Below are 19,324 nucleotides of genomic sequence, written 5' to 3' on the forward strand. Positions count from 1 at the left end.
ATTTCACAAAAAAAGTAAGAAATGTTGTTGACAAAAGTCAAATCGAGTGATACATTAATAGTCGAAAGGTGTTAGCACTCCAATATAATGAGTGCTAACAAATCCGAAAGAAGGAGGCATATGATGATTCAGGAACAGGAACTGAGCGAACGAAAATTAAAGATCCTTCAGGCAATCATTAAGAATTATCTGGAGACAGGCGAGCCGGTGGGTTCCAGAACAATTTCCAAGTACACGGATCTGAACTTAAGTTCAGCAACTATTCGTAATGAGATGGCGGATCTGGAAGAACTTGGATATATTTTACAGCCTCATACGTCTGCTGGACGTATTCCTTCGGACAAAGGCTACAGACTCTATGTAGATATGCTGATGGAGCAGAAAGAACAGGAACTAAGTGAGATGCAGGATCAGATGCTTGAGAAAGCAGATAAGATGGATCAGCTTCTGAAACAGGCAGCAAAAGTTCTGGCGAACAGTACGAACTATGCGACATTGGTTTCTTCACCGATGAACAATCGTAACCGGATCAAGTTCATACAGCTTACGATGGTTGATGAGGAACAGATGATTGCAGTAATCGTACTTGAGGGAAATGTGATCAAGAATAAGATTATACATGTAGATGAGCCAATCAACAATGAAAACTTGTTAAAGCTCAACATGCTTCTGAACACAACACTTAATGGTATGTCTATAGAAGAGATTAATCTTGGACTGATTGCGAGACTGAAAGAAGGAGCCGGAATCCACAGCGAGGTTGTGGGGAATGTACTGGACGCAGTTGCAGATGTTATTCAGGTCGATGAAGACATGCAGATCTACACAAGCGGTGCAACAAACATTTTCAAGTATCCGGAACTTAGTGACAAGCAGAGTGCACAGGAAATTATCAGTGCATTTGAAGAAAAGCAGCAGCTTACAGATCTCGTTACACAGACATTATCCAATGAAGAGAACACAGGCATTCAGGTATATATCGGAGATGAAGCTCCGGTGAAGACTATGAAAGATTGCAGTGTTGTCACCGCCACTTATGAATTAGGAGACGGTGTGAAGGGAACGATAGGTATTATCGGACCGAAGCGAATGGATTATGAGAATGTGTTAAAGTCAATGAAGCGTCTCCAGAGTGAACTGGATCAGATGTTTCATAAAGAGGAATAGAAAGGTGGAATTGATCCTTGGAAGATAAAGAAAAGAAAAGCCAGGAAGATATGGTAAAAGAAGCCGTAGAAGAGGCAAAGAAAGAAGCAGAAGCTTCAAAAGATGAAGCAGAAGAAGCCAAGACAGAAGAAGCTTCAGAAGAACAGGAAGCAGAGACAGAGAATCAGACAGAAGAAAAAGCTTCCAAAAAATTCTTCGGCAAGAAGGATAAGAAAGACAAAAAGGACGAGAAGATCGAAGAACTGACAGACAGACTTACTCGTCAGATGGCAGAGTTTGATAACTTCCGCAAACGTACAGAAAAGGAAAAATCCCAAATGTACGAAGTAGGAGCGAAAGATATCATAGAGAAGATTCTCCCGGTGGTAGATAACTTCGAAAGAGGATTAGATGCAGTTCCGGAAGAGAAAAAAGAAGACCCGTTCATTCAGGGAATGGAAAAGGTCTACAAACAATTTATGACGGTTCTGGAGAGCGTTGAGGTTAAGCCGATAGAGGCGCTTGGCAATCAGTTCGATCCGAATTTCCATAATGCAGTGATGCATGTGGAAGATGAAAACTTCGGAGAGAATGAAGTCGCAGAAGAGTTCCAGAAAGGTTATATGTATCGTGACTCAGTAGTGAGACACAGTATGGTAAAGGTAGCAAATTAAGGAGGAATAGATCATGGGCAAAATTATTGGTATTGACTTAGGAACAACAAACAGCTGTGTAGCCGTTATGGAAGGTGGACAGCCAACAGTTATTGCAAATACAGAAGGAGCAAGAACAACACCATCAGTTGTAGCATTTACAAAGACAGGTGAGCGTCTTGTTGGTGAGCCTGCAAAACGTCAGGCAGTTACGAATGCAGAGAGAACAATCTCTTCTATTAAGAGAGAGATGGGATCTGATTACAGAGTAACAATCGATGATAAGAAATATTCTCCACAGGAGATTTCAGCTATGATCCTTCAGAAACTGAAAGCAGATGCAGAAGGATACTTAGGAGAGAAAGTAACAGAGGCTGTTATCACAGTACCTGCTTACTTCAACGATGCTCAGCGTCAGGCAACAAAAGATGCTGGTAAGATTGCAGGACTTGATGTAAAACGTATCATCAATGAGCCTACAGCAGCAGCACTTGCTTATGGACTTGACAATGAGAATGAGCAGAAGATCATGGTATATGACCTTGGTGGTGGTACATTTGATGTATCTGTTATCGAGATTGGTGATGGAGTTATCGAAGTATTATCAACAGCAGGTAACAACAGACTTGGTGGAGATGATTTCGATCAGAAGATTACAGACTACATGATTGCTGAGTTCAAGAAACAGGAAGGCGTTGACTTATCTACAGATAAGATGGCACTTCAGAGATTAAAAGAAGCTGCAGAGAAAGCGAAAAAAGAGCTGTCTTCCGCAACAACAACAAACATCAACCTTCCGTTCATCACAGCAACTGCTGAAGGACCGAAGCATTTTGATATGAATCTTACAAGAGCTAAATTCGATGAGTTGACACATGATCTTGTTATGAAGACATCTGAGCCGGTACAGAGAGCTCTGTCTGATGCAGGAATCACAGCATCTGAACTTGGTCAGGTACTTCTTGTAGGTGGATCAACACGTATCCCTGCTGTACAGGAAGAAGTAAAACGTCTGACAGGTAAAGAGCCAAGCAAATCTCTGAACCCAGATGAGTGTGTAGCACTTGGAGCATCTGTTCAGGGCGGTAAACTTGCCGGAGATACAGGCGCTGGAGATATCCTTCTTCTTGATGTAACACCACTGTCACTGTCTATTGAGACTATGGGTGGAGTTGCTACAAGACTGATTGAGAGAAATACAACAATTCCTACAAAGAAGAGCCAGATCTTCTCAACAGCAGCAGATAACCAGACAGCCGTTGATATCAACGTTGTACAGGGTGAGAGACAGTTCGCAAAAGACAACAAGTCTCTCGGAAGATTCCAGCTTGACGGAATCGCACCAGCTCCAAGAGGAGTACCGCAGATTGAGGTTACATTCGATATCGATGCAAATGGTATTGTAAATGTATCTGCAAAAGACCTTGGAACAGGTAAAGAGCAACATATCACAATCACAGCAGGATCCAACATGTCTGATGATGAGATTGATAAGGCTGTAAAAGAAGCAGCAGCATTCGAAGCTCAGGATAAGAAACGTAAAGAGGGCATCGATACAAAGAATGAGGCAGACGCTTTAGTATTCCAGACAGAGAAAGCAATCCAGGAGGTTGGAGATAAACTGGATGCTAATGATAAAGCAGGTGTAGAGGCTGACTGCAAGGCACTGAAAGAAATTCTTGAGAAAGTAAACATGGACGATATTACAGACGCTCAGATCGCTGAGATCAAAGCTGGTAAAGAGAAACTTTCTGAAAGTGCTCAGAAACTGTTCACAAAGATGTATGAGCAGGCAGGAGCAGCTGCACAGGGAGCACAGGGAGCAGGTGCTCAGGCAGGACCAGAGGCAGGACCGGCACCGGATGGATTCCAGGGAGACGATGTAGTAGACGGAGATTATAAAGAAGTCTAAAGCATAAAATGGCGGAATAATACCGCATCGAATGCGAAGGCTGTTCCGCGGAATGTGACTGAATTTTAAGGAGGTCAGGTTTCGCGGAACTTCCTTTTATTAAGGAGAGAAAGTAATGGCAGAAGCAAAGAGAGATTACTATGAGGTTCTCGGCGTCAGCAAAGATGTCGATGAAGCGACTTTGAAAAAGGCATATCGTAAAGTTGCCAAAAAGTATCATCCGGATATGAACCCGGGAGATGCAGAGGCGGAGAAGAAGTTTAAAGAAGCTTCGGAGGCATATGCGATACTTAGTGACCCGGAAAAGAGACGTCAGTATGATCAGTTTGGTCATGCAGCATTTGAAGGTGGAGCAGGAGGAGCCGGCGGATATGGCGGCTTTGATTTTAATGGAGCTGATTTCAGTGACATCTTTGGCGATATCTTTGGTGACATATTTGGTGGTGGAAGAAGCAGAGGCCGCAGCCAGGGACCGATGAAGGGTGCAAGCATTCGAAAGACTGTAAGAATTTCTTTTGAAGAAGCAGTATTTGGATGTGAGAAGGAGCTTGACGTAATTTTAAAGGATCCATGCCCGAAATGTAATGGAACAGGTGCAAAACCAGGAACAACCCCAGAAACATGTTCAAAGTGTGGTGGAAAAGGTCAGGTTGTATACAGCCAGCAGTCACTGTTCGGTATGGTACAGAATGTCCAGACTTGTCCGGATTGTCATGGAACAGGTAAGATTATTCGTGAAAAATGTCCGGATTGTGCCGGTACAGGATATATTTCCAGTAAGAAGAAGATTTCTGTCAAGATTCCGGCAGGAATTGATGACGGACAGAGTGTAAGAATTCGTGATAAAGGTGAACCGGGAGTGAATGGCGGACCAAGAGGAGATCTTCTTGTGCAGGTCACAGTATCCAGACACCCAATTTTTCAGCGTCAGGATGTACACATTTTCTCAACGGTTCCGATTTCCTTTGCACAGGCAGCACTTGGTGCAGATATCCGCATCAAGACAGTAGATGGGGAAGTTATCTACAATGTGAAACCAGGTACTAAGACAGATACGAAAGTGCGCTTGAAAGGAAAGGGTGTTCCATCACTTCGTAATCCGCAGGTTCGCGGTGATCACTATGTAACACTGGTGATCCAGACACCGGAGAAGTTGAGCCATGAGGCAAAAGAAGCACTTCGTAAGTTCGATGAACTGGCGGGAAATACACTAAATCAGGCAGGAAAAAATGACGGTGAGAAAGAAAAGCCGGAAAAGAAGAAAAAAGGATTTATGGATAAAGTAAAAGAAGCCTTTGATGATTAAGTTCATCAGGGGCTTCTTCCCGTTTATATAAATGTAAATTATGCGGTCTGACGTCTCATACGGCCTGCAATGAGGGCGAGACTTAAGAATGCGAGGGCGAAGAGAAGCTGTATGCCGTAGCAGGTGTACAGGGTGTGAATCTGTGTTCCACTGAATGTGTTGTGGCTTTTCAGCAGGTTATTTGCAACTTCGTACCAGTAGACCGGAAGAAACTGGGCAATTTTCTGTACACTTTTTCCGAGGATATCCATACTGACGAAGACTCCGCACAGGAAGGACATTCCAAGGCTGACCACATTGACGACTGCACTGATCAGTTGTTCTTTGTCTGTAAATGTGGAGACAAAGAATGCCAGGCTTAGTGCAGACAGAGACATCATAAAACTGTTGGTCAGATAGTATGTAAGGTTTGTGTCTGCCAGAAATGTTTTTCCATACAATATGATTGGAAGCAGTGTGCATAAAAACCAGACGGCAAGTCCGATGACTGTGCAGCCGAGCGCAAGCTGCAGGTTGTACTTCCGGCTGGAAATGGAAGTACACAGTATTCGTGAGCGGACTTCTGGATTGTTGAATGACATCATGATCGTTATAATGACATAGCATAGAATGGACAGGATAATGTAAGGCATATACTGATACATGTATGCGTGCATCGGAATATTTCCACCATATCCGTTCTGATCCAGCATCGTTACATGAGATTCTTCTGTCATAGCCTCCTTAAGCATTACAGTGGCATCTTCGGCTGAATAACCGGAGGCAAGAAGCATATGCATTTCCTGAACCCATGCATTGACCTGACTGTCTACATAGTAACCACTTGTACTGCCCGGAACTTTTGTGACGGTAAGACTTGCAGTTTTGCTTTTACAGCTTTGAGTGAAATCTTTTGGAATCGTCAATACATAATAAACGTGCCGGTAGAACAGGTTATCCTGAATGGCAGTTTTGGTATCCGGAATATCAATCAGATTGTGCCGGGAAGCCAGATAATCGGTCAGGGCTTCGGACACCGGACTTTTGTCATGGTCAATGACTGCAATGTCGAGTTTTGTCTGTTCAAACATTTTATCGGTATCTGTAAGTTCACTTTTTTGTACAGCAATTGTAATTGTGAGAAAAATGATAATATACATGAAAACATATCCGAGATTTCTTTTTGTAATTGTCAAAAATCCTTTAAATACTGTCATAACGTTCCCTCCTTACTCCTAAGAATGCAATACCAAGGAAAAGAACACTCATGATGAGCAGAGTGATCATACATCTCTGGTATCGTAACGTGTCATTGTAGACACTGATGCAATAGTAAGCATCACTTAAAACAGCCGCCGGATTGATACGGTTCAGAATAGGGGCATTCTGTTCTATTATATCTTTCATATTGCCAAACATCAGACCAGACAAAAAACCGGTCAGTAAAGTTGTGGAGGTACAGATGCCGATTTTTGCTGAAAATGTAAGTTTCCCGATGCAGCCGATCATGAGTCCCAGGCAGATTCCGATGAGGCTTCCCATAAAATTCGTGGCAAGGATAGCCAGATAATTATTCCCCAGGTCAATGTCAAGAATATAGTTCACATAAAAAGTCAGAATCATTACATTTATGAAATGTATAAAAATCAGCACCAACATATCAATAAAAATAAGAAATTGTTTTCGGTAAGGGGTGATACTTCGTCTGGCTCCTAAGGGACTTAAGTTCGCCTGGGTATCACGTACTGCTTCGATACTTAGATATGCACCGGACATACAAGCATAGGCAATCAGGGCGAAGAAATACAATACAGTCGGATTTAATGTTTTTCCACCGACACTTTTTTCCGTGATGAAACTGCCATTCGTCTGCAAGGAAGCAACAGCATCAGTCAGACGCTCCGGATGAGTTCTGGCAATCTCTTTGAACAGATGTGCATTCTGGTTATAAGTATTTAAAAGAGAAGTCAGAATACTTTGGCTGACTCCATTTTTTGTGATTGTAAGAGACGGGATCTCTTTTACATAGTAGATTCCAAGAATCTCATCATTTTCCAGTTTCTTTTTCGCGTCTTTTTCATTCTTTACGTCTTGAATATCTAGAACGCTACCGTTCATGGCGTCAAGGAAATCTGCAAAAAATGTACCGGATGACTTCGTTTCAAGCTTATTGATAACAGCAACGGGTACCGGATCCCAGTCGGAGTCTCCGGTGGCAGATATGCCGATATTTCCAAAGGAAATGTAGAACAGTGTGCCGAGAATCATTGGGAATGCAAGTGCCCAGAACATCATAGGCCGATTCCTTGTAATCTGTAGAAAACGATATTTTATTAAATGACACATAAAAATTCCTCCTTAGTCCCGAAGTTCTTTTCCCGTGATTTCCAAGAAGACATCGTTGAGTGTTGGAAGTTCTGAAAATACGCGCCCGAAAGAAATGTTGTGATCACCCAGGTATTTTAAGAGGCTGATCAGATTGTGTTTTCCTCCACTTAGGCGGATTTTTAATACCTGTTCTTCATAGGTCAGTTCAAATACATTTGGCATCGTACGGATTTCAGAGAGTGTTTCCGGATTTAGGTTTATAGCTTCGATGGTGATCGTCTCACCGGTTTTGATCATATTTTTCAGCTCTTCACATGTTCCGGTCGCAAGTACATGGCCATGATCAATGATTGCAATACGGCTGCAGATCTGTTCAACTTCTTCCATATAATGGGAAGTATAAATGATTGTAGATCCCTGACGGTTCAGTTCTAAGATTCCTTCCAGGATCCGGTTCCGGCTCTGTGGATCGACAGCTACCGTTGGTTCGTCCATGATGATAAGCTTTGGCTTGTGGGCAATACCGCAGGCAATGTTGAGTCTTCTAAGAAGACCGCCGGACAATTTTCCGGGACGTTTTTTTGCATATTCCGTAAGTCCCACAAAATCCAGTGCTTCGTCCACCAGCTTTTTACGCTTTTGTTTGTCAGTTACATACAGACCACAGAAATAGTCTACATTTTCACGGACACTCATCTGAGGAAACACAGCCACATTTTGCATGACAACACCGATCTCTTTTTTGATATCGTAACTGTCCGGGGTCATGTTTTTGCCAAAAATCTGAATCGTACCTTTGTCATATTTCAATAGCGCCAGCATACAGCCGATCGCGGTGGATTTTCCGGAGCCGTTTGGTCCCAGAAGTCCAAAAATCTCCCCTTCTTTAATGTCCAGGTTCAGGTGATCTAGTGCGATCAGATCACCATATCTTTTTACAAGATTTTCAATATGGATCATAGGAAATTCCTCCAGTTCTTAGTTTTGAGACTTGCATATTTCTTACTTGTAATTATAAATGTCTTATGCTTATAATGTTAGTGGCAGACGTCATAAAACGATGTGACAAATGTCATGTTTTGCTTTTTAGAAAAGTTAGGAGAGAACAAATATGAGAAGAATGACAGGGCAGCTTCTGTTAATTTTATATAGTTTTCTTTTTTTGTTGCTTTCGCCGGCTGACCTGAATTTTGTGGTGGGCTTTCTGGTGTCATTGATCTGTATTGGCATGCAGATGTTCTTAAAAGATGACTGGGAAAGGTATGTTCTGTTAATATGTATTTTAGCCGGAAGTTGGTACTGTGTGGGAATCTGTGAATTCCTGCCGGTTCTTTTTTATGGATTCTGGACGAAAGAGAACCGGGGTATCATGATACTCGCTGTGGCAGGAGGGATATTTACCGGTGCGTCAGGGAATGTGAATCTAAGTCATGGACAAATGTATTTTTTGATAGTTGGAATTTTACTGTCGCTTGTGTTGAAGTTAAAAGAAGAGGCTTATGAGGAGTTGGAACAGGAATACCGGAAAACCCGTGATGACAGTAAGGAAAGGAATCTGCTTTTACAGGAAAAGAATCGCAGCCTGATTGAGAAGCAGGACTATGAAATATATACGGCAACACTTCAGGAGCGAAATCGCATTGCAAGAGAAATTCATGACAATGTGGGACATTTGCTTTCAAGATGCATCCTTATAGTGGGCGCAATGAAGATTGTAAATGAAGACGAAAAACTGTCCTCTTCCATTGAACAATTGGAGGAGTCGTTGAATACAGCCATGACCAGTGTGCGGGAGAGTGTCCACGACCTTCATGATGATTCTGTGAATCTGAGAGAAGTGACAGAAGAACTGGTGGGGGAGTTTACATTTTGCCCGGTAGATTTATCTTATGATATGGGATATGATGTTCCAAGAGAGATTAAATACGGCTTTATCGCAATTGTAAAAGAGGCACTTCACAATATTGTAAGGCACAGTGATGCAAGTAAAGTGAAGATAGTCATGCGGGAGCACCCAGCGCTTTATCAGCTGATCGTGGAGGATAATGGGACTGTGAAAGAACCAATACAAAGTGGCGGAGTAAAAGCTGTATCCAGAGAATATCAGTCTGGACAGGGTATGGGACTTCGCAATATGAGCGACCGCGTCCGGATGCTTGGAGGCATGATGCAAATTGTAAGAAAAGAGGGATTTCGTATTTTTATTACGATCCCCAAGGAGGTATCTTAAAATGAGAATCGTGATTGCAGATGATGATATGCTTGTATCAGGGGCACTTAGGACGATTCTGGAAAAAGATCAGGATATAGAAGTTCAGGGTATTGCCTCAAATGGGAAGGAAGCTATAGAACTTTACCGGAAATATGAGCCGGATGTGCTGCTGATGGATATCCGCATGAGTCCAATGAGCGGTCTGGAGGCATCGGAAGAGATTTTAAAAGAAAAACCAGAGGCAAAGATATTGCTCCTTACAACATTTTCTGATGACGAGTATATTGTAAAAGCGTTGAAATGTGGTGTGAAAGGATATCTTTTAAAACAGGATTATGCAAGTATTCTGCCGGCAATTCGGGCAGTGTGCACGGGGCAGACGGTGTTCGGAACTCAGATCATATCTAGACTGCCGGAACTTTTAGAGCGAAAGAGTGCTTTTGATTATGCGACTTATGAGATTACAGAAAAAGAACGCGCTGTTATGAAGCTTGTGGCAGACGGAAAGAGCAATAAAGAAATTGCAGGGGAAATGTTTTTAAGCGAGGGAACGATCCGAAATTATATCAGTGGGATTTTGGATAAATTGAATTTAAGAGACCGTACACAGCTTGCAGTTTTTTATCTCAGAAATTGCACATAAAATTATTGGCAGGCGCCAGAATGTGCCAAGGCACATTCTTTGTTCTAAATATCAGAATTGTAGCTGTGGATGAAAAATATAAAAAAGAAGGAGAAATTGATGATGCAGAGTTTTGTACAGTATACCCCGACGAAAGTTGTATTTGGAAAAGACACGCAAAAAGAAGCTGGAAAGCTGGTCAGTGAATTGGGGATAACGAAGGTATTTCTTGTATATGGCGGTGGAAGTGTTATAAGAAGTGGGCTTCTCGATGAAATTAAGAAATCTCTTGATGAAGAACACATTTCTTATGAGGAACTTGGCGGTGTAAAACCGAATCCGCGTCTGTCCTTTGCAAGAAAAGGAGTTGAAAAAGCGATTGCTTTTGGAGCAGAACTGATTCTTGCAGTAGGCGGTGGAAGTGCAATCGATACAGCAAAAGGAATTGCGATAGGTGCTGCAAATCCGGGCACAGATATCTGGGAGTTCTGGAAGAATAAAAAAGAATTAAAGAAGGCACTTCCGGTAGGAACCGTTTTGACAATTTCAGCAGCCGGAAGTGAGATGAGTAATTCTGCGGTACTGACAGATGAAGAGACGCAGGATAAATCTGGAATCGGAAGCGATCTGATTCGTCCAAAATTTGCAATTATGAATCCAAAGCTGACATACACACTTCCGAAATATCAGCTTACTTGCGGAATTGTAGATATTTTTATGCATACAATTGAACGTTATTTCACACCGGTACATGGAAATGAACTGACAGATGAGATTGCAGAAGGACTGATGCGTACATTGATCCGGAATGCAGCAAAGGCATATGAGAATCAAGAAGATTATGATGCCATGAGTGAAATCATGTGGTGCGGAAGTATTTCCCATAATGGAATTACCGGACTTGGAAGACCAAAGGATTTTCTGTGCCATAAGCTGGGACATCAGCTTGGTGCAAAATTTGACGAAGCCCACGGTGCAACATTATCTGCAGTCTGGGGAAGCTGGGCGAGATACGTCTATCATCTGGACGAGGAAAGATTTGCAAATTACGGAAGAAAAGTATGGAACATTGATGAGGAAAATGATGAAAAAACGGCTGTGGCAGCGATTGAGAAAACCGAAGAATTCTTCCGGTCTTTGCATATGCCGACTTGTCTGGGAGATATGAAAATGGGTGTACAGCCGGATGAAGTATTAAAAGAAATGGCTGGCAAGGCGACTGCAGGAGATACCATGAAAGTGGGCGCTTTCCAGAAAATGGGGGAAAAAGAGTTATATGAGATTTATAAAAAGGCAAACCACAGATAATCTAAATATTGACTGGCATGCATTTTACAAAAATGTATTTGCCTTAATTATTCCGATGGCACTCCAGAATCTGATCAACGTCGGAGTGACTGCAGTTGATGTTATGATGCTTGGAAGAGTGGGAGAAAAAGTGTTGTCTGGTTCTTCGCTGGCAGGACAGATCCAGTTTATTATGATGCTGATTTTTTTCGGCATCACATCTGGAGCAACAGTACTGACAGCGCAGTACTGGGGAAAGAAAGATATCAGAACTATTGAGAAGATTCTTGGTATGGGACTTACAATCTCACTTGCAATTGCGGTAATTTTTATGACATTGGCCTTGACTATTCCGGGTCCTTTGATGCGTATTTTTACATCGGATCCGGAAGTAATTGCAGAGGGAGTGAAATACTTACGGATTGTTGGAATATCTTATCTTTTCATAGCGGTAACGCAGGTTTATCTGAATATTATGAGAAGTATTGAACGGGTGATGATTGCTACTTTTGTATATTTTATGTCTTTGGTTGTCAATGCAATTATTAATGCAATTTTGATTTTTGGACTTCTTGGATTTCCGGCACTTGGAATACAAGGAGCTGCAATCGGCACATTATGTGCCAGAATGACAGAGACATTGATCGTGCTTATTTATGCACATTTCATGAATCAGGATGTGAAAATTCGTCCTCGATTTATGATACAGATTGACAGGGTACTTGCAAAAGATTATCTAATCTATGCCATGCCGGTTGTGTTAAATGAAATGATGTGGGGACTTGGAGTTTCTGCGAATACTGCTGTCATCGGTCATCTTGGGAGTGCGGCGGTTGCATCAAATTCAGTTGCACAAGTAGCGAGACAGCTTGCCCAGGTCGTTGTATTTGGAATTGCAAATGCGACAGCCGTCTATCTGGGTAAGACGATCGGGGAGCGTAAATTCGATTATGCGAAGGCTTATGCAAAAAGATTTATTCGGCTGGCACTTATTATGGGCTGTTGTGGTGCATGTGTAATTTTAATCTGTGCTCCGATTGCAAATACATTTCTTGTATTATCGCCTGAGGCAAAAGAATATCTTTATATGATGTTTGGCGTCATGTCTTATTTTGTCATTGCACAGGCAGTCAACACAACATTGGTAGTAGGTGTATTTCGTTCAGGAGGAGATACGAGATTCGGATTAATTTTGGATGTGTCTACGATGTGGGGATTTTCTATATTACTGGGTGCAGTCGCAGCATTTTTCTTACACGCAAGTGTACCGGTCGTTTATATACTTCTGATGAGTGATGAGCTGGTGAAATTACCGCTTACGCTAAAGCGGTACCGCAGTTACAAATGGCTCAAAGATGTCACGAGGAATAACCTGGAAATTTAAAGCTGTGAAAAAGGGAGTAAAAGCAAAGATTAAAGGTAATTCAAGGTTGATAAATTACCTGAAAAGGTAGTACAATAGATTCAGAGCTCAGAAATACAGAGCAGTTTCAGAATAATGAAAGAGAGGTATAGGATTATGAAAGTAATCGCAACAGAAAAAGCACCGGCAGCAATCGGACCATATTCACAGGCATATGTTAATAACGGAGTTCTTTATACATCCGGACAGCTTGGAATTAATCCTGAGACAGGAAATCTTGGCGGAGATACAATCGAAGAGCAGGCTGAGTGGTCTTGCAAGAATGTAGGAGAGATTTTAAAAGCAGCAGGTACAGATTACGAGCATGTACTTAAAACAACATGTTTCCTGTCTGATATTGCTGATTTCGGAGCATTCAATGAAGTTTATGCAAAATATTTCACATCTAAACCGGCAAGAAGCTGTTTTGCAGTGAAAGATCTCCCTAAGGGAGCACTCTGCGAGATCGAAGTAATCGCAGCAGTAGAAGAGTAAAAGAGGCCAGAAAGGAAGTTTTAGTTATGTCAGAGAATCAGAAAGGATGCTCACCATCCGATTGCCAGGGGTGTGCACATGCAGGGACTTGTAATAGTAAACCGCAGGATTTTCATAAACCGGCGAATGCAAAATCACACATTCGTAATGTGATCGCAGTTGTCAGTGGAAAGGGCGGAGTCGGAAAATCGATGGTAACTGCATCATTGGCAAGAATGATGAGAGAACAAGGATTTTCTGTAGGAATTCTGGATGCAGATATTACAGGACCGTCTATTCCGAAGATGTATGGAATCCATGATACAGCAAAAGGAAGCGATGATGGAATCTTTCCGGAGATTGCAAAAGACGGAACAAAGATTATGTCTGTCAACCTGCTTTTACCGAATGAATCGGATCCGGTAATCTGGAGAGCACCGATTATTACAAGTGTTGTGACGCAGTTCTGGACAGATGTTATCTGGGGAGATCTGGATTATCTCTTTGTGGATATGCCACCTGGAACTGGTGATGTTCCACTTACAGTATTCCAGTCACTTCCGGTGAATGGAGCAGTGATCGTAACATCTCCACAGGATCTTGTGCGTATGATTGTAGAGAAAGCTTACAAGATGGTAAGACAGATGAATATTCCAGTGCTCGGAATCGTAGAGAATTACAGTTATCTGACTTGCCCGGATTGTGGAAAGAAGATTTCCGTATTTGGAGAAAGCCATATCGATGAAGTGGCAGCTGAGTTAGGTATTCCGGTTCTTGGTAAGATGCCGATTGATCCGGCTCTTTCTGAGATGGTAGAGAATGAGAAGTTCTATGAAGTTTCGAATGAGTACCTGGCAGATGCAGTAAATAAAATATAAGAAGATTACAAGGAATATTTTGAAAAATATTTGCTGATAAGAGTGCAGAGATGTACTTCATGTAACAATAAAAGAAAGAGTAACCGACTGATATGTGAGAAGAAAGATATCAGTTGGTTATTCTTTTTTTATCCTGGCATCATTAAAATATAAATTGACAAATCGAACAAATGTTCTTATAATAAAAACAGAACAGATGTTTGCACTATGATATTAGGAAAGCAGGAAAGAATATGAAGATACAGAATCCCATGTCTATCTATGAAAAATTAAATATTTTATCGGATGCAGCAAAGTATGATGTGGCGTGTACTTCCAGTGGAACGAAGAGAAAAGGTGATGGTTCCGGAATGGGAAACTGTACACAGTGTGGAATCTGCCACAGTTTTTCTACAGATGGCAGATGTATTTCACTTTTAAAAATTCTGTTTACGAATGAATGCATTTTTGACTGTAAGTACTGCGTGAACAGAAGAAGTAATGATGTAGTGAGGACTTCTTTTACACCTGATGAAGTTTGTACGCTTACAATGGAATTCTATCGGAGAAATTATATTGAAGGACTATTTTTAAGTTCCGGCATTCTGGTAAGTCCGGATTATACGATGGAGTTAATCTGTGCAACACTTTATAAGCTGAGAAAAGAGTGTAATTTTCAGGGATATATTCATGTGAAAGCCATTCCTGGAGCAAGTCAGGAACTGATTCAAAAAGCAGGATTTCTGGCGGACAGAATGAGTGTGAATCTGGAACTTCCGACAGCAGAAGGATTGAAACTATTGGCACCGCATAAATCCAGAAAGAATATCCTCGCACCGATGAGGCTCATCCAAGAAGGGAGGAATGAAAATAGCCGTGAACTGTCATTATACCGTCAGGCACCGAGATTTGTACCGGCAGGGCAGAGTACCCAGATGATTATCGGAGCAACTTTGGAATCGGATTATCAGATTATGAAGGTGACAGAGAGCCTGTATAAGAAGTTTGAACTGAAACGAGTGTTTTATTCTGCATTCGTACATGTGAATGAAGATAAAGCACTTCCGGCAAGGACAGATGACGGACCGCCGCTTCTCCGGGAACATCGGCTTTATCAGGCAGACTGGCTGCTTCGTTATTATCATTTTCGGGCAGATGAATTACTGTCGGAGGAGGAACCTAATTTTAATGTTCTGTTTGATCCGAAGTGTAACTGGGCGCTGAAGCATCTGGAGTATTTTCCTGTGGAGATCAACAGGGCAGACTATGAGATGCTGCTCCGTGTACCGGGTCTTGGATATAAATCAGCAACAAGAATTGTGAAAGCGAGAAGGCTTGGAACGCTGGATTTTGCAGATCTTAAGAAACTTGGAGTGGTACTGAAACGGGCGGTGTATTTTATTACCTGTAATGGGAAGACAATGTATCCGCTCAGGATAGAAGAGGAATCCATAGCCAGAAATCTTCTGGATTCCAGAGAAAAACTGCCACAGGAGGTGAGAAATCTCGGTTACAGACAGCTTTCATTATTTGATGATGTCAGGTTCCGGGAGAATTTCTATGAAAAAGATTTATGTGTGTAATGATACGATCACAGGAATATTTTCTGCAATTTATGATGCATGGAAAGAAGGAAGAGAAGAAAAAGAGTGTGGGATTGCAATAAAGGGAATGTTAGAACAGGAGCTTTTTTGTGAGTACATTTTGGTGGAGGAGAATCTTCACAAGGAACAGGCAGTAGAACGATTGATCCGAAAACATCTGGGAGGACAGGCTTATGCTGATATCTGGCATGCATCTCTTGCTTCGGATAAGGATAAGGCAGATGCAATTTATGGGACAATGCTGGCTGCAAGAAGGCTTCGTGACAGTAAAAAGGTTATGGAACATTTGAGCCACCCACAAGTTGAACGTGTATTTGAACTGAGCAGGAAGGTAGGAAGTGAAGCCCATAATTATAAAGGATTTTTGAGATTTCGGGAGTTGTCTGGCGGGATTTTGTATGGAGGGATTGCACCAAAAAACAGGATACTGACTTGTATTGCTCCACATTTTGCTAACCGGCTTCCACAGGAAAACTGGCTGATCCATGATAAGACACATCATATGTATGCAGTGCATGAGGCGGGAAAGGAATGGGTATTGGTAGAAAATGAACGGATTCAGGAGGAGAGGCTGGGACATATATCGGAAAATGAACAGATGTATGCAAGTCTGTGGACTGCCTTTTGCAGGACAATATCTATTGAATCCAGGGAGAATCCAAGAAGTCAGATGCAGCATCTTCCACTCAGATATCGGCCGGAGATGACTGAGATGGCAGGCGAGGTGTAAAATTACTTTAAAATATTTTATATTTATGTGTTATAATATGGGCGTTTACAAGAAGTGTCAGGGAAAGGGAGAAACACAATGGATCTTGAACAGCCTGTGATTCGCATTTCTGTGCGAAATCTGGTGGAATTTATACTTCGTGCGGGAGATATAGACAATCGAATAGCGTCGACAGATAAAGATACTATGCAGCTTGGAAGCAGAATCCACAGGAAGATTCAAAAGCAGATGGGTCCGGATTATCATGCAGAGATTTCACTAAAATATGAGATTCCATGTAAAGATTTTACGCTGAAACTGGAAGGAAGAGCAGACGGAATTATTGAGCTTCCGGAAGGAATTGTCATTGATGAAATTAAAGGTGTGTTAAGAGAACTGAATCAGATTAAAGAGCCGGTACCGGTACATCTTGCACAGGCAATGTGTTATGCGTATATTTATGCGGCATCTCATAATTTGCCGGAAATTGGTGTGCAGATGACTTACTGTAATATGGAGACAGAGGAGATAAAGCGTTTTCAGAGTGGTTACATATTCGAAGATTTGGAACGGTGGTTTTATGAGCTGATTGGAAAGTATGAAAAGTGGGCGAGATATCAGATTCAGTGGAAGAAAAAGAGAGATAAGTCGATCAAGAATGTGGAATTTCCATTTGCATACAGAGAAGGGCAGAAGAACCTGGTAACATCAGTATATCGGACGATACTTAGAAAAAAGAAGCTGTTTATTCAGGCACCGACCGGAGTTGGAAAGACGATCGCAACATTATTTCCGGCAGTGAAAGCAGTAGGAGAGGGATTGGGTGATAAGATATTTTATCTGACAGCGAAGACGATCACAAGAACAGTAGCCTGGCAGGCATTTGAGACATTAAGGGAACAGGCGCTTCGTATGAAAGTAATTGTTCTGACAGCAAAAGATAAAATTTGCTTTTGTGAAGAGACAAATTGTAATCCAGATTATTGCCCTTATGCGAAAGGACATTTTGACCGGGTGAACGATGCAGTCTATGAACTTCTGACATCTTCTGATGAACTGAACCGGGAGATACTAGAGGAACAGGCAAGAAAATGGAAGGTGTGTCCGTATGAGATGAGTCTGGATGTGGCGGTCTGGGTTGATGCAATTATCTGCGATTATAATTATGTATTTGACCCACAGGCGCATTTGCGCAGATTTTTCGGAGAAGGAAATAAAGGCGATTATCTGTTTTTAATTGATGAAGCACATAATCTGGTGGAACGGGGCAGGCAGATGTACAGTGCCAGTATCTGCAAAGAAGATTTTCTTGGAATTAAGAAAAAGGTCCGATATGAGGATGAGAAGCTAACAGAGAGACTGGAAGATTGTAACCGGGGGCTTCTGGCAATGAAACGGGAATGCGAAGAATATAAAGTTCTAAATAGTGTATCGCATATTTACCTCAAGCTTTTAAATCTGGTGACAGAACTGGAACGTTTTCTGGAAGAATGTGAGAAAGAAGATATCCGGGAAGAAGTTCTGGAGTTTTATTTTCACATTCGAAGCTTTATGGATATACATGAGCGGTTAGATGAGAATTATGTGATTTATAGTGAACTGGATGGGGAAGGGAAATTCCGGGTACATTTGTTTTGTGTCAATCCAGCGGGAAATTTGGGAGAATTTCTGCAAAAGGGAAACAGCACAATTTTCTTTTCAGCTACATTATTGCCAATTACATATTATAAAAAACTGCTTTCCACGGGAAAAGAAGATTATGCAATCTATGCAGAATCCCCATTTGATGTAGAGCATCGCCTGCTAATGGTTGGAGGAGATGTAAGTACAAAGTACACACGGAGAAATGAAGAGATGTATCAGAGATATGCCAGGTATCTGTGGAAGCTTGCAAATGGAAAGAAAGGGAACTATCTGGTATTCTTTCCGTCTTATCGTTTTCTGGAAGATGTCTATGAAGCTTTTGAAAAGATTCAGGAAAAGGAAGAGTTAGAAGCCTTCCCGGCTTTGGGTCATCGAATTACTTGTGTGACACAATCCCAGTCTATGTCAGAAAAGGGCAGGGAGGAATTTTTGAATACATTTGAAGAGGAAAGAAAGGAAAGCCTGCTTGGATTTTGTGTCATGGGTGGTATCTTTTCAGAAGGAATTGATTTGACGGAGGATAAGCTGATCGGGGCCGTGATTGTAGGAACAGGACTGCCACAGGTTTGTCGAGAACGGGAGATTTTAAAGGATTATTTCGATCAGCACGGGCAGAGGGGATTTGACTATGCTTATCTGTATCCGGGAATGAATAAGGTACTTCAGGCAGCCGGACGTGTCATAAGAACAGACGAGGACAGAGGAGTGATATTGTTGCTGGATGATCGCTTTTTCGACAGGCGGTATCAGGAGACTTTTCCAAGAGAATGGGAAAACCAAAGAAGCTGCAGCCTTGGAAATATGGCAGAGCAGATAGAAGAGTTCTGGAAAAAAGAAAAGGAAGAAGCACAGACCGTCCGGAGAAAAGAATAAATATTGATGCATTGTTTTTCTTGCGTCAGGCGGTCTGTGATTTTGCAGATTCATATATATCAGCTGGGTGATGACTCCAACCTCTATAGGTGGTGAGAAACAAGCTGGTATCAGTGGTGGGAGTCAATCCCCCAGCTGATATAGCCTCCGGCAGGGCGCACATTGTCCGGTGGACAATGGTTTTGCGCCGACCGAAACGGAGTGTAGACTTGCAGAGGTGCGCAGTAGAAGTATGTCATGCAATTGCATGACGCGCACCTCGCAGCAAGAATGCCGAGGCATTCTTGAACTGGTCTATGTTGTGAATAATGCTGTT

General features: G+C 41.9%; 16 protein-coding genes. 13 read left to right on the forward strand and 3 right to left on the reverse strand.

Translation table 11 applies throughout. The annotated features are described in order from the left end of the window. Positions 1-123: 123 nt before the first annotated feature. The 4 genes from hrcA (at position 124) to dnaJ (ending at position 5,017) form a co-directional block, all read left to right on the forward strand. The gene (gene hrcA, locus NQ560_RS06480; RefSeq protein WP_040015331.1) at positions 124-1,167 is read left to right on the forward strand and encodes a heat-inducible transcriptional repressor HrcA; all 1,044 of its coding nucleotides are present in this window, start codon (positions 124-126) and stop codon (positions 1,165-1,167) included. Between the two features lie 50 nt (positions 1,168-1,217). Further along, a complete protein-coding gene (grpE, locus tag NQ560_RS06485) occupies positions 1,218-1,820 on the forward strand; it encodes a nucleotide exchange factor GrpE (protein WP_173794198.1) in 603 nt (200 codons plus the stop codon). Positions 1,821-1,833: 13 nt separating this feature from the next. Next, complete coding sequence (gene dnaK / locus NQ560_RS06490) at positions 1,834-3,711, forward strand: molecular chaperone DnaK (RefSeq protein ID WP_005331515.1); 1,878 nt, start codon at positions 1,834-1,836, stop codon at positions 3,709-3,711. A gap of 115 nt (positions 3,712-3,826) precedes the next feature. Then, positions 3,827-5,017 (forward strand): molecular chaperone DnaJ, encoded by a 1,191-nt coding sequence (gene dnaJ / locus NQ560_RS06495; RefSeq protein WP_117494710.1) that lies wholly within the window; start codon positions 3,827-3,829, stop codon positions 5,015-5,017. Between the two features lie 38 nt (positions 5,018-5,055). On the opposite strand, the gene NQ560_RS06500 is transcribed toward dnaJ, so the two are convergent. Genes NQ560_RS06500 through NQ560_RS06510 form a run of 3 tightly spaced genes read right to left on the reverse strand, consistent with a single transcriptional unit; the run spans position 5,056 to position 8,284 of the window. Then, positions 5,056-6,213 (reverse strand): ABC transporter permease, encoded by a 1,158-nt coding sequence (locus NQ560_RS06500; RefSeq protein ID WP_005331511.1) that lies wholly within the window; start codon positions 6,211-6,213, stop codon positions 5,056-5,058. Then, complete coding sequence (locus NQ560_RS06505) at positions 6,200-7,342, reverse strand: ABC transporter permease (RefSeq protein ID WP_040015330.1); 1,143 nt, start codon at positions 7,340-7,342, stop codon at positions 6,200-6,202. Before NQ560_RS06505 ends, NQ560_RS06500 begins: the two co-directional genes overlap by 14 nt. Positions 7,343-7,354: 12 nt before the next feature. Next, positions 7,355-8,284, reverse strand: a complete 930-nt coding sequence (locus NQ560_RS06510) for an ABC transporter ATP-binding protein (protein ID WP_005331507.1) — start codon at positions 8,282-8,284, stop codon at positions 7,355-7,357. 151 nt (positions 8,285-8,435) lie between these two features. On the opposite strand from NQ560_RS06510, the gene NQ560_RS06515 reads away from it, so the two are divergent. The 9 genes from NQ560_RS06515 (at position 8,436) to NQ560_RS06555 (ending at position 19,008) form a co-directional block, all read left to right on the forward strand. Next, complete coding sequence (locus tag NQ560_RS06515; protein ID WP_040015329.1) at positions 8,436-9,554, forward strand: sensor histidine kinase; 1,119 nt, start codon at positions 8,436-8,438, stop codon at positions 9,552-9,554. Between the two features lies 1 nt (position 9,555). Continuing rightward, positions 9,556-10,179 (forward strand): response regulator transcription factor, encoded by a 624-nt coding sequence (locus NQ560_RS06520; protein WP_005331505.1) that lies wholly within the window; start codon positions 9,556-9,558, stop codon positions 10,177-10,179. A 102-nt stretch (positions 10,180-10,281) separates the two neighbouring features. After that, positions 10,282-11,466, forward strand: a complete 1,185-nt coding sequence (locus NQ560_RS06525; protein ID WP_040015328.1) for an iron-containing alcohol dehydrogenase — start codon at positions 10,282-10,284, stop codon at positions 11,464-11,466. After that, entirely contained in the window at positions 11,435-12,829 is a 1,395-nt protein-coding gene (locus tag NQ560_RS06530; RefSeq protein ID WP_005331501.1) for an MATE family efflux transporter, read from the forward strand. Before NQ560_RS06525 ends, NQ560_RS06530 begins: the two co-directional genes overlap by 32 nt. A gap of 135 nt (positions 12,830-12,964) precedes the next feature. Further along, positions 12,965-13,342: a RidA family protein gene (locus NQ560_RS06535; RefSeq protein ID WP_040015327.1), complete on the forward strand. Its 378-nt coding sequence runs from the start codon at positions 12,965-12,967 to the stop codon at positions 13,340-13,342. A 26-nt stretch (positions 13,343-13,368) separates the two neighbouring features. Beyond that, positions 13,369-14,199, forward strand: coding sequence for an Mrp/NBP35 family ATP-binding protein (locus NQ560_RS06540; RefSeq protein ID WP_005331498.1), 831 nt, complete (start codon positions 13,369-13,371; stop codon positions 14,197-14,199). 233 nt (positions 14,200-14,432) lie between these two features. Continuing rightward, positions 14,433-15,761 carry a putative DNA modification/repair radical SAM protein gene (locus NQ560_RS06545; RefSeq protein WP_005331496.1) on the forward strand — a complete coding sequence of 443 codons (1,329 nt, stop codon included), beginning with the start codon at positions 14,433-14,435 and terminating at the stop codon, positions 15,759-15,761. After that, positions 15,739-16,512 carry a TIGR03915 family putative DNA repair protein gene (locus NQ560_RS06550; RefSeq protein WP_005331494.1) on the forward strand — a complete coding sequence of 258 codons (774 nt, stop codon included), beginning with the start codon at positions 15,739-15,741 and terminating at the stop codon, positions 16,510-16,512. The genes NQ560_RS06545 and NQ560_RS06550 overlap by 23 nt, the downstream gene beginning before the upstream one ends. Before the next feature lie 78 nt (positions 16,513-16,590). Beyond that, positions 16,591-19,008 carry an ATP-dependent DNA helicase gene (locus NQ560_RS06555; protein WP_005331493.1) on the forward strand — a complete coding sequence of 806 codons (2,418 nt, stop codon included), beginning with the start codon at positions 16,591-16,593 and terminating at the stop codon, positions 19,006-19,008. Positions 19,009-19,324 lie beyond the last annotated feature (316 nt).

The organism is Dorea formicigenerans (assembly GCF_025150245.1).
GTDB lineage: Bacteria > Bacillota > Clostridia > Lachnospirales > Lachnospiraceae > Dorea > Dorea formicigenerans.